The 13,900-nt window shown below is 69.4% G+C and carries 10 protein-coding genes; 7 read left to right on the top strand and 3 right to left on the bottom strand.

The window, feature by feature from the left end; translation table 11 throughout:
- Window positions 1-27: 27 nt before the first annotated feature.
- Entirely contained in the window at window positions 28-1,548 is a 1,521-nt protein-coding gene (gene ilvA / locus GH681_RS14960; RefSeq protein WP_153162297.1) for a threonine ammonia-lyase, biosynthetic, read from the bottom strand.
- 93 nt (window positions 1,549-1,641) lie between these two features.
- Here ilvA and GH681_RS14955 point away from each other — a divergent pair, with 93 nt between their 5' ends.
- From GH681_RS14955 to GH681_RS14945, 3 genes are all read left to right on the top strand, one after another.
- Window positions 1,642-1,995, top strand: coding sequence for a RidA family protein (locus GH681_RS14955; protein WP_153162296.1), 354 nt, complete (start codon window positions 1,642-1,644; stop codon window positions 1,993-1,995).
- Window positions 1,996-2,177: 182 nt separating this feature from the next.
- Complete coding sequence (locus GH681_RS14950; RefSeq protein ID WP_153162352.1) at window positions 2,178-3,215, top strand: SGNH/GDSL hydrolase family protein; 1,038 nt, start codon at window positions 2,178-2,180, stop codon at window positions 3,213-3,215.
- A gap of 153 nt (window positions 3,216-3,368) precedes the next feature.
- Window positions 3,369-7,274 (top strand): DUF3683 domain-containing protein, encoded by a 3,906-nt coding sequence (locus tag GH681_RS14945; RefSeq protein ID WP_153162294.1) that lies wholly within the window; start codon window positions 3,369-3,371, stop codon window positions 7,272-7,274.
- A gap of 74 nt (window positions 7,275-7,348) precedes the next feature.
- Here the strand turns inward: GH681_RS14945 and GH681_RS14940 are convergent, their stop codons facing one another.
- Window positions 7,349-8,086, bottom strand: a complete 738-nt coding sequence (locus GH681_RS14940) for a carbonic anhydrase family protein (RefSeq protein ID WP_153162292.1) — start codon at window positions 8,084-8,086, stop codon at window positions 7,349-7,351.
- A gap of 224 nt (window positions 8,087-8,310) precedes the next feature.
- Here GH681_RS14940 and GH681_RS14935 point away from each other — a divergent pair, with 224 nt between their 5' ends.
- The 4 genes from GH681_RS14935 to GH681_RS14920 all read left to right on the top strand — a co-directional run bounded on the left by GH681_RS14935 (window position 8,311) and on the right by GH681_RS14920 (window position 12,964).
- Window positions 8,311-10,179: a hypothetical protein gene (locus GH681_RS14935; RefSeq protein WP_153162291.1), complete on the top strand. Its 1,869-nt coding sequence runs from the start codon at window positions 8,311-8,313 to the stop codon at window positions 10,177-10,179.
- Window positions 10,180-10,206: 27 nt separating this feature from the next.
- Complete coding sequence (cobA, locus tag GH681_RS14930) at window positions 10,207-10,998, top strand: uroporphyrinogen-III C-methyltransferase (protein ID WP_153162290.1); 792 nt, start codon at window positions 10,207-10,209, stop codon at window positions 10,996-10,998.
- Complete coding sequence (locus GH681_RS14925; protein WP_153162288.1) at window positions 10,995-12,284, top strand: cobyrinate a,c-diamide synthase; 1,290 nt, start codon at window positions 10,995-10,997, stop codon at window positions 12,282-12,284. Before cobA ends, GH681_RS14925 begins: the two co-directional genes overlap by 4 nt.
- Before the next feature lie 134 nt (window positions 12,285-12,418).
- Window positions 12,419-12,964: a sterol desaturase family protein gene (locus GH681_RS14920; protein ID WP_153162286.1), complete on the top strand. Its 546-nt coding sequence runs from the start codon at window positions 12,419-12,421 to the stop codon at window positions 12,962-12,964.
- Window positions 12,965-12,986: 22 nt separating this feature from the next.
- Here GH681_RS14920 and GH681_RS14915 read toward each other — a convergent pair whose 3' ends face one another.
- Window positions 12,987-13,688, bottom strand: coding sequence for a VIT family protein (locus tag GH681_RS14915; RefSeq protein ID WP_153162284.1), 702 nt, complete (start codon window positions 13,686-13,688; stop codon window positions 12,987-12,989).
- Window positions 13,689-13,900: the final 212 nt, after the last annotated feature.

Below are 13,900 nucleotides of genomic sequence, written 5' to 3'. Positions count from 1 at the left end.
CTCTCCAAGGAACTTCATCCCGATCCTTCAGCCCAGGAACATCTTGTAGGCCGGGTTGGCGGTTTCGTCGACGTATTCGTAGCCCAGCTTGTCGAGGAAACCCTGGAAGGCGTCCCGGTCGGCTGCCGGCACCTGCATGCCCACCAGCACGCGGCCGAAGTCGGCGCCGTGGTTGCGGTAGTGGAACAGGCTGATGTTCCAGTCGGAGCGCAGGGTGTCGAGGAAGTTGAGCAGCGCACCCGGGCGCTCGGGGAAGACGAAGCGGTACAGCACTTCGTTTTCTGCCTGGGGCGCGTGGCCGCCGACCATGTAGCGGATGTGGCTCTTGGCCATCTCGTCGTCGGTCAGATCCAGGCACGGCAGCTCGTGGCGCTGCAGCAGCTCGGTGATGCGCACGCCCTCGGCGCGGTTGTGCACGCCCACGCCGACGAAGATGTGGGCGCGGTTGGCGTCGGCGTAGCGGTAGTTGAACTCGGTGATGTTGCGGTTGCCGAGCAGGTTGCAGAACTTCTTGAAGGAGCCGGGCTTCTCGGGGATGGTGACGGCCAGCACGGCTTCGCGCTGCTCGCCCACTTCGGCGCGCTCGGCCACGAAGCGCAGGCGGTCGAAGTTCATGTTGGCGCCGGAGGCCACGGCCACCAGGGTCTTGTCCTTCAGGGCGTGGCGCTTGGCGTATTCCTTGGCGCCGGCCACGGCCAGTGCGCCGGCGGGCTCGAGGATCGAGCGGGTGTCCTCGAACACATCCTTGATGGCGGCGCAGATGGCGTCGTTATCCACCAGGATCATCTCGTCCACGTATTCCTGGCACAGGCGGAAGGTTTCCTCGCCCACCAGCTTGACCGCCGCGCCGTCGGCAAAGAGGCCCACGTTGGCGAGCTCGATGCGCTTGCCGGCGGCCAGCGACTGGGTCATGGCGTCGGCGTCGACGGTCTCGACGCCGATCACCTTGATGTCGGGGCGCACGCGCTTGATGTAGGCCGCGACGCCCGCCAGCAGGCCGCCGCCGCCCACGCAGCAGAACACCGCGTGGATGGGCTTGGGATGCTGACGCAGGATCTCCATCGCGATGGTGCCCTGGCCGGCGATCACTTCCACGTCGTCGTAGGGATGGACGAAGGTCAGCTTCTCGGTCTTTTCGAGTTCCTTGGCGTGGCCGTAGGCGTCGGAGTAGCTCTCGCCGGCCAGCACGACTTCGCCGCCGTGGCGCTTGACCGCGTCGATCTTGATCGCCGGGGTGGTGGTGGGCATCACGATCACGGCGCGCACGCCGAGCTTCTTGGCCGACAGCGCGACGCCCTGGGCGTGGTTGCCGGCGGAGGCGCAGATCACCCCGCGCTTGAGGGCCGCCGGGCTGAGGCTGGCCATCTTGTTGTAGGCGCCGCGCAGCTTGAAGCTGAACACCGGCTGCATGTCCTCGCGCTTGAACCAAATCTTGTTGTGGATGCGCGCCGACAGGTTCGGAGCCAGGTCGAGGGGCGTCTCGATCGCCGCGTCGTACACCTGGGCGGTGAGGATCTTCTGGAGGTAGTCGGGGTGCTGCGCGCTCATGGCTGAACCTGTGCTTGTCGGCTGGGGAAGCATCAAAGGGTAGCAGCCGGACGAACTGCACTGCAACATACGGGTTTTTCTCCGGGAGCATCCATGAGCGACATCCAGCGGGCCGGCACCACCCGGCGCTACTCCGATTTCTGCGTGCACAACGGCGTGGTGCATTGCGTCGAGGTGCCCCCCGACGAGACCGCCGACGTGGCAACCCAGACGGCGCAGATGCTGGCCAGCCTCGAGCGTTACCTGGTCGCCGCCGGCAGCGGCAAGGATCGCCTGCTGATGGCCACGCTGTATCTCGTTGACATGGCCGACTACGACGCGGTAAATGCCGTGTGGGACGCCTGGGTGCCGGCGGGCACGGCGCCGTGCCGCGCCTGTGTGCAGGTGGTCCGCCTGGCGAACCCCGGCTGGCGGGTGGAGGTGGCGGTGCAGGCTGCGGTGGGCTGAGGACGCGGGCGGGCACTTCCCGTCAGCATGGCGGCATGGCTAGCCCATATTGGGTTTTTGCTGCCTTTACATCTTTCGTCCCCTGCCTATAGTGTCGAATTGGGCGCGTCGCAGGGGAAAGCCCCCCGAAGAGGGGTGAGCGGGCGTTTGCCCGCCATCCAACTTGCTCCCGGGAGGTAGTCATGACTTTGCGTCAGCGCTTTATTGTTGGTGCCGCCGGCATCGCCCTTGCCTTTTCGGCATCCCTCGCCCAGGCCGGGCCCTACTCGGCCATGTACGTCTTCGGCGACAGCCTCTCCGACGTCGGCAACGACGCGCTGATCTCCGGTGGCGCCGTGCCCCGGACCTCGATCTTCACCAACGGCACCACCTCCGGCCGCTTCACCAACGGCTACAACTACATCGACTACATGGCCAGCTTCATGGGCCTCTCGGTCACGCCTTCGGTGGCGGGTGGCACCAACTACGCCTACGGCGGCGCGCGGGTCGATGGCATCACGCCGGCGCTGGTGCCGCTGGGTGGTCTGTCGTTCAACCAGCAGGTGACGTCTTACGTGAGCAGTCACGCGGGCGCCGCCGACCCCAACGCGCTTTACGTGCTGTGGGCCGGTGCGAACAACGTCTCCGACGGCATCACCACCGTGGCGATGGGCGGCAGCCCGTCGGCCATCGGCACCCAGATCGGCACCTCGATCTCGGCCATCGGTTCGGCCATCGGCGCGCTGGGGCTCAATGGCGCCCAGCACTTCCTGGTGCTCAACCTGCCCGACCTCTCCCAGACCCCGGTCATCCGTTATGCCGGCAGTCCGCTCCTGAGCAGCATCGCCCAGTCGGCCAGCGTCGGCTTCAACTCGGCCCTGGCGGGCCTGGTGGGGAGTGCAGCCTTTTCGGCGCTCGACATCACCCTGTTCGACGTCTTCACCGAGCAGACCAAGGTGACCAACGACCCCGCCGCCTACGGCTTCACCGACACCACCCACGCCTGCTACACCGGCGATCCCGACGGCGCGCCGCGGCCTGGCTGGGGCACCCCGACCACCTGCGCCGACGCCAGCGGTTACATGTACTTCGACTACATGCATCCGTCCCAGGCCTTGCACAACCGGCTGGCCCTGCTGGCCTACGATGCACTGGCCGTCCCCGAGCCCACCACCCTCTCGCTGCTCTTCGCCGGGCTGGGCATGATGGGCTTCCTGCGGCGTCGCCAGATGCGCGGCTGAACCTCTCCAGCAGCCCTGTTGTCGAACGGCCTGCCCCTTCCGGGGTGGGCCGTTCTGCTTTTCCCTTCCCGCTGTAAGGCTTTGTTTTTCGACAGAAGGCGGGCCGCTCCGCTAGAATGCAGAGTTCTCCGCCGTACGAATCCAGGTAACGCAATGACTCAGCGCCTGCGCGAAATCCCCTACAACTACACTTCGTTCTCCGACCGCGAGATCGTGATCCGCCTGCTCGGCCATGACGCCTGGCAGACGCTCGACGCCCTGCGTTCCGAGCGCGTCACCGGCCGATCCGCGCGGATGCTCTACGAGGTGCTGGGCGATGTGTGGGTCGTTCAGCGCAACCCCTACCTGCAGGACGACCTGCTCGCCAACCAGGATCGTCGCGCCGCGCTGATCGACGCCCTGCGCCACCGCCTCCATGAGGTCGAAAAGCGCCGCGAGGAAGCCAGCGGCGAAGATCCCGAGCGCAGCGCCAAGGTGGCGAGCCTGGTGCTGGCCGCCCACGCGGCGGTGGATCGCTTCAAGGCCTTCTTCGAAGAAACCTACGACCTCCGGAAGCGCGTCCGGCACGAGCTGGCCCGCCACACCCGCAAGGACAACATCTGCTTCGACGGCCATGCTCGCGTCTCCCACGTGACCGACGCCACCGACTGGCGCGTCGAGTACCCCTTCGTGGTCCTGTATCCGGACACCGAAGAAGAGATGGCGCCGCTGGTCAAGAGCTGCATCGAACTCGGCCTCACCATCATCCCGCGTGGGGGCGGCACCGGCTATACCGGCGGCGCCGTGCCGCTCGACCCGCGCTCGGTGGTCATCAACACCGAAAAACTGATTTCCATTGGCCCGGTCGAGGAAGTCGCCCTGCCGGGCCCGGGTGGCGCTGGCACGCTGGCGCCCTACGCCACCATCCGCACGGGTGCCGGTGTCGTCACCGAGCGTGTTTCCGAAGCGGCGTCGTCGGCCGGCCGCGTGTTTGCCGTGGACCCGACCTCCGCCAGCGCCTCGTGCATCGGCGGCAACATCGCCATGAACGCCGGCGGTAAGAAGGCCGTGCTGTGGGGCACCGCGCTCGACAACCTGGCCTGGTGGAAGATGGTCACGCCGGATGGCAACTGGCTGGAGGTCGAGCGCCTCAACCACAACTTCGGCAAGATCCACGAGCAGGAAACCGTCGAGTTCCGCCTGCGCCGCTTTGACGCGCGCAGCTACAAGCAGATCTCCGAAGAGATCCTGCGCATGCCGGGCGCGGCCTGCCGCAAAGAGGGCCTCGGCAAGGACGTCACCGACAAGTTCCTGGGTGGCGTGCCCGGCGTGCAGAAGGAAGGCACCGACGGCCTGATCGTCGCCTCACGCTGGGTGCTCCACAAGATGCCGCCGGTCACCCGCACCGTGTGCCTGGAGTTCTTCGGCCAGGTGCGCGAGGCCGTGCCGGCCATCGTCGAGATCACCGACTACTTCAAGCCGGGCGGCGCCGGCCACGCGGCAGGCATCCAGCTCGCCGGCCTGGAGCACCTGGACGAGCGCTACGTGCGCGCGGTGGGCTACACCACCAAGGCCAAGCGCCACGGCCGGCCCAAGATGGTGCTGATCGGCGACGTGGTGGGCCACGACGAGGTGGCGGTGATGACCGCCGTCTCCGACGTGATCCGCATGACCAACACCCGCGGCGCCGAAGGCTTCATCGCCGTCAGCCCCGAGCAGCGCAAGAAGTTCTGGCTCGACCGCTCGCGCACCGCCGCCATCTCGCGCCATACCAACGCCTTCAAGGTGAACGAAGACGTGGTGATTCCGTTGCCGCGGATGGGCGATTACTGCGACGGCATCGAGCGCATCAACATCGAGCTCTCGACGCAGAACAAGCTGGCCCTGTGCGACGCCCTCACCGGGTTCCTGCAGGGCGATCTGCCGCTGGATGCCGGCGACGCCACCATCTCCCGCGACGAGCTCATCGGCGAGCGCCGCAAGGACGCCCTCGACCACGTGGCCGCAGTGCGCCGTCGCTGGCAGTGGCTGCTCGACAACCTGGATCTGCCGCTGGCCGAGGCCGAGCCGCAGTTTGCCGAATACGGCATCCAGGCCGGCGAGCTGTCCAACCGCGCCGCCAACCCGAAGCTCTTCCACCGCCTGCAGGACTACTCGGTCCGCACGTCGTGGAAGACTGAGCTCCGCGCCCGCCTCGACAAGATCTTCGACGGCGTGCTGTTCGGCCTCGTGCGCGAAGAGATCAAGAAGGTGCACAAGCAGGTGCTGCGCGGCCGCGTCTTCGTGGCCCTGCACATGCACGCCGGCGACGGCAACGTGCACACCAACATCCCCGTCAACTCCGACAACTACGAGATGCTGCAGACGGCCAACAAGGCCGTGGACCGCATCATGGAGCTGGCGCGGAGCCTCGACGGCGTGATCTCCGGCGAGCACGGCATCGGCATCACCAAGATCGACTACCTCACCGACGCCGAGATGGCCGGCTTCTGGCAGTACAAGGCCAAGGTCGACCCGGAAGGCCGCTTCAACCGCGGCAAGCTGATGCGCGGCGGCCCGCTCAAGGGCAACCTCGACAACGCCTACACGCCCAGCTTCAACCTGATGGGCCACGAGTCGCTCATCATGGAGCAGACGGCGATCGACGAGATCGCCCACGACATTAAAAACTGCCTGCGCTGCGGCAAGTGCAAGCCGGTGTGCTCGACCCACGTGCCCCGCGCCAACCTGCTCTACAGCCCGCGCAACAAGATCCTCAGCACCTCGCTCCTGATCGAAGCCTTCCTCTACGAAGAGCAGACCCGCCGCGGCGTGTCGCTGGCCCACTGGGCCGAGTTCGAGGACGTGGCCGACCACTGCACGGTGTGCCACAAGTGCGAGAAGCCGTGCCCGGTGGACATCGACTTCGGTGACGTGTCGATCAAGATGCGCAACCTGCTGCGCGAGCAGGGCAAGAAGTCCTTCAACCCCGGCAAGGCCGCGGCGATGGCCTTCCTGACCGCCAAGGACCCGGCCACCATCAAGCTGATCCGCTCGACGATGATCGGCTGGGGCTACAAGGCCCAGCGCCTCGGCCACCGCATCGGCAAGAGCCTCGGGCTGATCCAGGGGCAGGTCCAGCATCCGCCGGCAACCCTCGGCAAGCCGCCCATCAAGGCCCAGGTGATCCACTTCATCAACAAGCCGATGCCGGGCGGGCTGCCCAAGCGCACATCCCGCGCGCTGCTGGACATCGAGGACGACACCATCGTCCCGGTGATCCGCAACCCGAAGGTGAAGCGCGACGAATCCGAGGCGGTGTTCTACTTCCCGGGCTGCGGCTCGGAGCGCCTGTTCAGCCAGGTCGGCCTCGCCACCCAGGCGATGCTCTACCAGGTCGGCACCACCACCGTGCTGCCGCCGGGCTACCTGTGCTGCGGCTACCCGCAGACATCGGCCGGTGAAGAGGACAAGGGCCAGCAGATCACCACCGACAACCGGGTGCTGTTCCACCGGGTCGCCAACACGCTCAACTACCTCGACATCAAGACGGTCATCGTGTCCTGCGGCACCTGCATGGACCAGCTGATGAAGTACCAGTTCGAGAAGATCTTCCCCGGCTGCCGCCTGCTCGACATCCACGAATACCTCATGGAAAAGGGCCTGAAGCTCGACGGCATCACCGGCGCCCGCTACATGTACCACGAGCCCTGCCACACCCCGATGAAGGTGCACTCCGGCATCAAGGTGGCCAACGAGCTGATGGGCACGCGGGTTGATCTGTCCGACCGCTGCTGCGGCGAATCCGGCACCCTGGCCGTGTCGCGCCCCGACATCTCCACCCAGGTCCGCTTCCGCAAGCAGGAAGAGATCGAGAAGGGCGCTGAGAAGCTGCGCGGGGCCGACGCCGCCACCCCGGTGAAGATCCTCACCTCCTGCCCGAGCTGCCTGCAGGGCTTGTCCCGCTACAGCGGCGATGCCGGTGGCGTGGATGCGGACTACATCGTGGTCGAGATGGCCAAGCACATCCTCGGCGACAACTGGATGTCCGACTACGTGGCCAAGGCCAACAGCGGCGGCATCGAGCGCGTGCTGCTGTAAGCCGGCATTCCACGGCACCAGAAAGACAAGGCTCGCGAAAGCGGGCCTTGTCGTTTCAAAGGGTCAGGCGTTGCTCAGTACCACGCCACCTTGCCGCTGCTGGTGTCGTACAGCGCGCCGACGATGCGGATCTTGCCTTCGTCTTCCAGCGCCTTCAGCACCGGGCTTTCGGTGCGGATGCGGGCCACCACCTGCTTCACGTTGAGCTCGGTCACCTCATCCACGAAGGCGTGGTTGTGGGAATTGCGCTCGCCCGGCGTCGAGGCGGCGGCGACGGCCGGCTTGAACTTCTCGAGCAGGGTGGTGAGGTTGCCCATCTTCACGTCGTCGCAAGCGCCCTTGATGGCCCCGCAGCTGGTGTGGCCCAGCACCACGATCACCCGCGAGCCGGCCACCTTGGCGGCGTACTCGAGGCTGCCCAGGATGTCCGGATTGACGGTGTTGCCCGCCACCCGCGCCACGAAGAGATCGCCGATGCCCTGGTCGAACACCAGCTCCGGCGCGGCGCGGGAGTCGATGCAGCCGACCACGCTGGCAAACGGGAACTGGCCCAGCGCGGTGGTCTGGACCTGGGCCTTCAGGTTGCGGCGCAGCGGCTTGTTGGCGGCGAAGCGCGCGTTGCCGGCCTTCAGGATGTCGATGGCCTTGTCCGGCGTGATGCTCGCCTGGACCGACTTGGTGAGGGTTGCGCCGGTGGTGTAGGGCTTGGGCACCACCGGGCCGCCGTGGTCGTCCGCCGCGAAGGCGACGCTGCTGGCGGCCAGGGTGGCCAGGCCGAGGGTGAGGAAGCGGGTGGTCAGTGTTTTTTTCATGGTGTCTCCCTTGGAGGATCGCGTGTCACAGGATTGCGGCCGCGCAGTCGTGATTCAACGGCACGGCGCGGGCAAAATTTAAGATCAACACGCATGGCATGAACACCATTTCGGTCAGGCAGATTGCCCACTGTGGGCGGCCGATGCCGGACTCGGCCGGAAAAGGCTTCGTGCTATCCTGCGACCCCCGTTTTTCCGGTCGCGCATGGGCGCGGCCGTCCCCCATGAACGACGAACAACTCATCACGCCGGCGCCCGCCGCCGACGAAGCCGCCAAGCCTGCCGCTCGTGCCAAGGCGCCGGCCCGCAGCCGCAAGAAGGCCGACGCAGCGCCCGCCGATGGCGCGCCGACCGAGGCAGCCGCCGCCAAACCCGCCCGCGCCAAGCGCGCCCCCCGCAAGCCCAAGGCCAAGCCGGAGGCCGAGGCCCCGGCGGCCGAAGTGATCGCCGATCTGTTCGCCGTCGAAGCCGAGGCCGAACCCGTCGCCGCGCCGGTCGAGGATTCGCCCGTCGCTGCCGAGCCTGAAGTCGTGGCCGAAGCACCTGTCGACGTGGCCGCCCAGGCCATCGAGCCCGCCACCGACGAAGCCCTCGCCGCGGAAGCTGAATCCGACACCGCGGCCGACGAAGCCACCACCGCCGACGACGCCGAATCCCCCGCCGGCCCCCGCCGTCGGCGCAAGCGTCGCCGCGGCAAGGGCGAGCGCAGCGCCAACGGCCCGGCGGACGACAGCGACGCCCAGGCCGAACTGCCCGAGCTTGCCCTCGTCGCCGAGGCCCCGGTGGCCGAAGCGCCCGTGGAGGCGCCCGTGGATGTGCCCGCCGTCGAAGCCATCGCCGATGCGCAGCCCATGGCCGACATCGCGCCGGAACCCGAACCCGCCGAGCCGCTGCCTCTCACCGTGGTGAGCCTGGGCCTGGAGCAGCCGCCGGTGCTCTCCGCCGCGGCCCTCGACGCCCTGCGTGGCGCCCGGGTGATCCTCGGCACCGCCGAAGCGCTGGACCGCCTCGCCGGCCTCGCGCTGGAGGTGCCCCAGGAGCTGTGCGGCGCCGATTCCATCCACCTCGACCTCCGCCGGGTTGGTCACGCCGGCAGCGTGCTGGCGGTGGTGGGCGACGGCGCCGGCGACGGCCCCGGCCTCGAACTGCTGGCCGAACTGGGCCCCGGCAACGTGTGCCTGCTGGCCGGCGTCGGCCGGGTTCAGGCGGCGTGTGCGTCGCTGGGCCTGTCGGGCGAGATCGTGTCGCTGGTGGATCTGCGTCGGGCGCCGATGGCGGCGCTGCGCGGCCAGCTGCGCGCCCATCGCCTGCTGGCGGTGCCGGTGGCCGATGCCGCCGCCCCCGGCGCGGTGGCCCGGTTGCTGGTGGACAGCGGCTTTGCCGGCGCCCGGGTGTGGGTGTGCGAATTCACCGCTGACGGCCTGCGCTCGCGGGCGTGGCTGGCTTCCGAGTTGGCCGAGCTGCGCGAAAACTTCGACGCCCACGCGGTGTTGATCCTCGCCACCGGCCCGTCGGCCGGCGTGTTTGCCGAACTGCCCGGCCTCACCGACGCTGCGCTGGGCGAGGACGCTCCGGCCGCCCTGCCCCTGGCCGCGCGTCTGCTGGCGCTGGCGTGGCTGCAGCCGGCGGCGTGGGAGCAGGGCTGGGCGATCTCCGACGGCGAAGCCAGCCTGGCCCTCGAATGGGCCCGGGCGGTGCCGACGGCCCGCGTGCGTGCGGTCGGTGTCGAGCCGAGCCTGCTGGGCGTGGCGATGGCCCGCGCCGGGGTGGGTGAAAACCTCGCCGCGATCCCGTCCGCCTCGCCGCTGCGCAGCCGCGAGTGGCCGATGCCCGAGGCGGTGTTCGTGCGGGGTGGCGTCGGTCTGTCGGACTGGCTCGCCGCTGCCTGGACGCGCCTTGCCCCGGGCGGCCGGCTGGTGGCCACCGCCGAGGACGACCACGCCCGCGCCGACCTGCTCGCCTTTGCCGCCCAGGTGCCCGCCGAGGCCTGGCAGGAGCTGAGCCTCGCCCGCGGCGAGACGGTGGCCGGCCGGCTGCGTTTTGCGCCCGCCGCGCCGATCCGCCTCGCCCTGTGGCGCAAGCCGCTAAACTGAATCGTCGAGTCCGCCAGGAGCACCGTCGTGCCTGATACCGTTTTTCCCGCCAGCCATCGTCCGGCCCAGCCGGGCTGGGTCTATCTCGTCGGTTCCGGGCCGGGCGATCCGGAACTCCTCACCCTGCGCGCCGCCCGCCTGCTGCTGGAGGCCGACGTGCTGGTCTACGACAACCTGGTGAGCGCCGAGGTGCTGGCCTGCGTGCCGGCGGCGGTCGAGCGCATCTACGTGGGCAAGAAGGCCTCCAACCACGCCCTGCCCCAGGGCGACATCAATCTGCTGCTGGTCGATCTGGCCCGCCAGGGCAAGCGCGTGGTGCGCCTGAAGGGCGGCGACCCGTTCATCTTCGGGCGCGGCGGCGAAGAGGTGGAAGAGCTGGTGAAGGCCGGCGTGTCCTTCGAGGTGATCCCCGGCATCACCGCCGCGGCGGGCATCGGCGCCTACGCCGGCATCCCCCTCACCCACCGGGATTTCGCCCAGGCCTGCGTGTTCGTCACCGGCCACCTGAAGGATGGCACGGTGGACCTGGACTGGGACATGCTCGCCCGCGGCAAGCAGACCCTGGTGTTCTACATGGGCATCACCCAGCTGGCGACGATCTGCGACAAGCTGGTGGCCCACGGCCTGCCCGCCACCACCCCGGCGGCCGTCGTGCGGCGCGGCACCACGAAGGCCCAGCGCGTCGTGACCGCCGATCTGGCGACGCTGCCGGGCGCGGTCAAGGCGGCCGGCATCACCCCGCCGGCGCTCACCATCGTCGGCGACGTGGTGTCGCTGCAGCCGCGGCTGGCGTGGTTCCACCCGGAGCGCGACGAATGACGGCGGCCCGCTGCCCCGCGCTGTTCGTCGCCGCGCCGTCTTCCGGCCAGGGCAAGACGACCGTCACCGCCGCCCTCGCCCGCCTGCACGTGCGCCAGGGGCGCAGGGTGCGGGTGTTCAAGTGCGGGCCGGATTTCCTCGATCCGCAGATCCACACGGTCGCCACCGGCGCGCCGGTGTACAACCTCGACCTGGGCATGTGCGGCGAGATGGACGCCGCCTGGCGCCTGCACGCCGCGGCGCAGGAGGCCGACCTGATCCTCGTCGAAGGGGTGATGGGCCTCTTCGACGGCAAGCCTTCGGGCGCCGACATCGCCCGCCGCTTCGGCATTCCGGTGATGGCGGTGATCGACGCCAAGGCGATGGCCCAGACCTTCGCCGCTGTGGCCCACGGCCTCGCCACCTGGCAGCCGGATCTGCCCTTCTCGGGCGTGCTCGCCAACCACGTGGGTGGCGAGGGCCACGCCAAGCTGCTGCGCGACTGCCTGCCCGGCGAGATCGCCTGGTACGGCGCGATCCCCCGCGACGCCGACGCCGCGCTGCCGGAGCGCCACCTGGGCATTCTGCAGGCTGCCGAGATCGCCGATCTGGACGAGCGCCTCGATCGCCTGGCCGACCATCTCGCCCGCACCGGCGCGGCCGATCTGCCGCCGCCGGTGAGCTTTCCGGCCGCCGAACCGCCGCCTGTCGCGCCGCTGCTGGCCGGCCGCACCGTGGCGATTGCCCGGGACGCCGCCTTCGGCTTCATCTACCCGGCCAACGTGGATCTGCTGAAAGCCCTTGGCGCGCAGGTCGAGTTCTTCTCGCCGCTGGCCGGCGACGCCCTGCCCGCCTGCGACGCCCTGTGGCTGCCCGGCGGCTACCCGGAGCTCCACGCCGCCCAGCTCGCCGCCAACGCCCGCTGGCAGGCCGATCTGCACGCCCATGTGGCGGCCGGCAAGCCGCTGCTCGCCGAATGCGGCGGAATGATGAGCCTTTTCGAGCGTCTTACCGACAAGGAAGGCTTGACCCACCCGGGCGCCGGCCTGCTGCCCGGCCACACCCGGATGCAGGCGCGTCTCGCCGCGCTGGGCACCCAGGTGGCCGAGCTGCCCGAAGGCCGCATCACCGGCCACACCTTCCACTACTCCGTGAGCGATACGCCGCTGGCGCCGCTGGTCCGTGCCACGTCGCTGGCCGGGCGTGAGGGCGAGGCGATCTACCGGCTCGGGCGGATCACCGCGTCCTACGTGCATTTCTACTTTCCGTCGAACCCGGCGACCGCGGCGGCGCTGCTGGGCGGGTAGTCGCCGCCCCGTCGGGCGCATGCGTTGCCTGACGCACTGACCGAAGCCGGTTCCCGCGTGTCCAATTTAGGGCCGTGATTGGCCGCATCTCTCCGGTGCGGTGGATTGACGGACGGAACGCCGGGAGGATCGCGATGGAAGATTTCCGTGTTGCCGGGCCCGCCCTCCGGTTTCCGGCTTCGGTGCTGATGCCCATGCTTGCCGTGGTGGCGCTGACGGCGGGATGGCTGCATGTCGACGCGCGCGGCTGGGCCGTCGGGGCCGCCGCGCTGCTGGCCGGGCTCGGCGCCTGGACCTTTGCCGAGTACGCGCTGCACCGCTTCATCCTGCACAGGCTTGACCCCTTCCGGCGCTGGCATCTGGAACACCACCACGCGCCCGACGTGCCGATGCGCACGCCGCTGCTGTTCAGCCTGCCGATGGTGCTCGTGCTGGCCGGGGCGCCGTCGCTGCTGCTGGGCGATCCGGGCCTGGGGCTGGCGTTTTCCGGCGGGCTGATCCTCGGCCACCTGGCCCAGGAGGTCGTCCATTTCCATCTGCATCAGCCCGAGCCGTGCCGCGAGGGCTGGCTGCGCCGCCGCTGGCGGCATCACCATTTTCACCACCAGGTGGATGAGCGCCGCGCCTTCGGCACCCTCGGCGGGGCGTGGGACCGCCTGCTGGGCACCGGGCGGGGCTGACCGGGAGCGCCGCTGGTGTGGCTCAGACCGGCGCGCCGAAAAGGGCGCCGACGCCGGCGGTGACCGCCATGGCCAGCGCCCCCCAGCCGCTCACGCGGGCCGCGCCGACCAGCGGGTCGGCCCCACCGGCCCGGGCCGCGACGGCGCCGAGGATCGCCAGAAAACTGATGGAGCTTGCGCCGACCCAGGGGATCAGCAGCCGCTCGGGCGCCAGCGCCGTCACCGCCAGGGGCAGGATCGCCCCCACGGCGAAGCTGGCCGCCGAGGCCAGGGCGGCCTGGATCGGCCGGGCGCTGGTGGTGTCCGACAGGCCGAGTTCGTCGCGGGCGTGGGCGCCGAGGGCGTCGTGGCGGGTGAGCTGCTCCGCCACCTGCGTGGCCAGCTCGTAGCTCAGCCCGCGGCCCACGTAGATGGCGGTCAGCTCGCGCAGTTCGGCGGCGGGGGCGTGTTCGAGCTCTTCGCGCTCGCGGTTCAGGTCGGCGTTTTCGGTGTCGGCCTGGGAATGCACCGAGACGTATTCGCCGGCCGCCATCGACATAGCGCCCGCCACCAGCCCGGCAACCCCGGCCACCAGGACGCTGGCGTGGCTCGAACTGGCGCTGGCCACGCCCAGCACGAGGCTGGCGGTGGACACGATGCCGTCGTTGGCGCCGAGCACGGCGGCGCGCAGCCAGCCGATGCGGTCGGTGCGGTGTCTTTCCTTGTGGCGCTTGGGGGAGAGCATGCTGGCGGGTTCCTTACGTGGTGTGAGAGACCTTGGCGGCCTGGTCTTCCGGGGCAGCCTGGGGCGAGGGCGGCGTGGCCTGGAGTGGGGAGTCTCGACTATGCGGCTGGCCTGCGTGCGGGTCTGTGCGCTGCCGCACCGCCGTCACCCCGCCGGGATTGTCGCGCACTTGCGGGCCGGGCTTGGTGCGCTCTCGTACAGACGCGGTGGCG

The sequence above is a fragment of the Zoogloea sp. 1C4 genome (assembly GCF_009469605.1).
GTDB lineage: Bacteria > Pseudomonadota > Gammaproteobacteria > Burkholderiales > Rhodocyclaceae > Zoogloea > Zoogloea oryzae.
The sequence above is the reverse complement of the archived record's forward strand: the minus strand, read 5'-3'. Positions and strand labels throughout refer to the sequence as shown.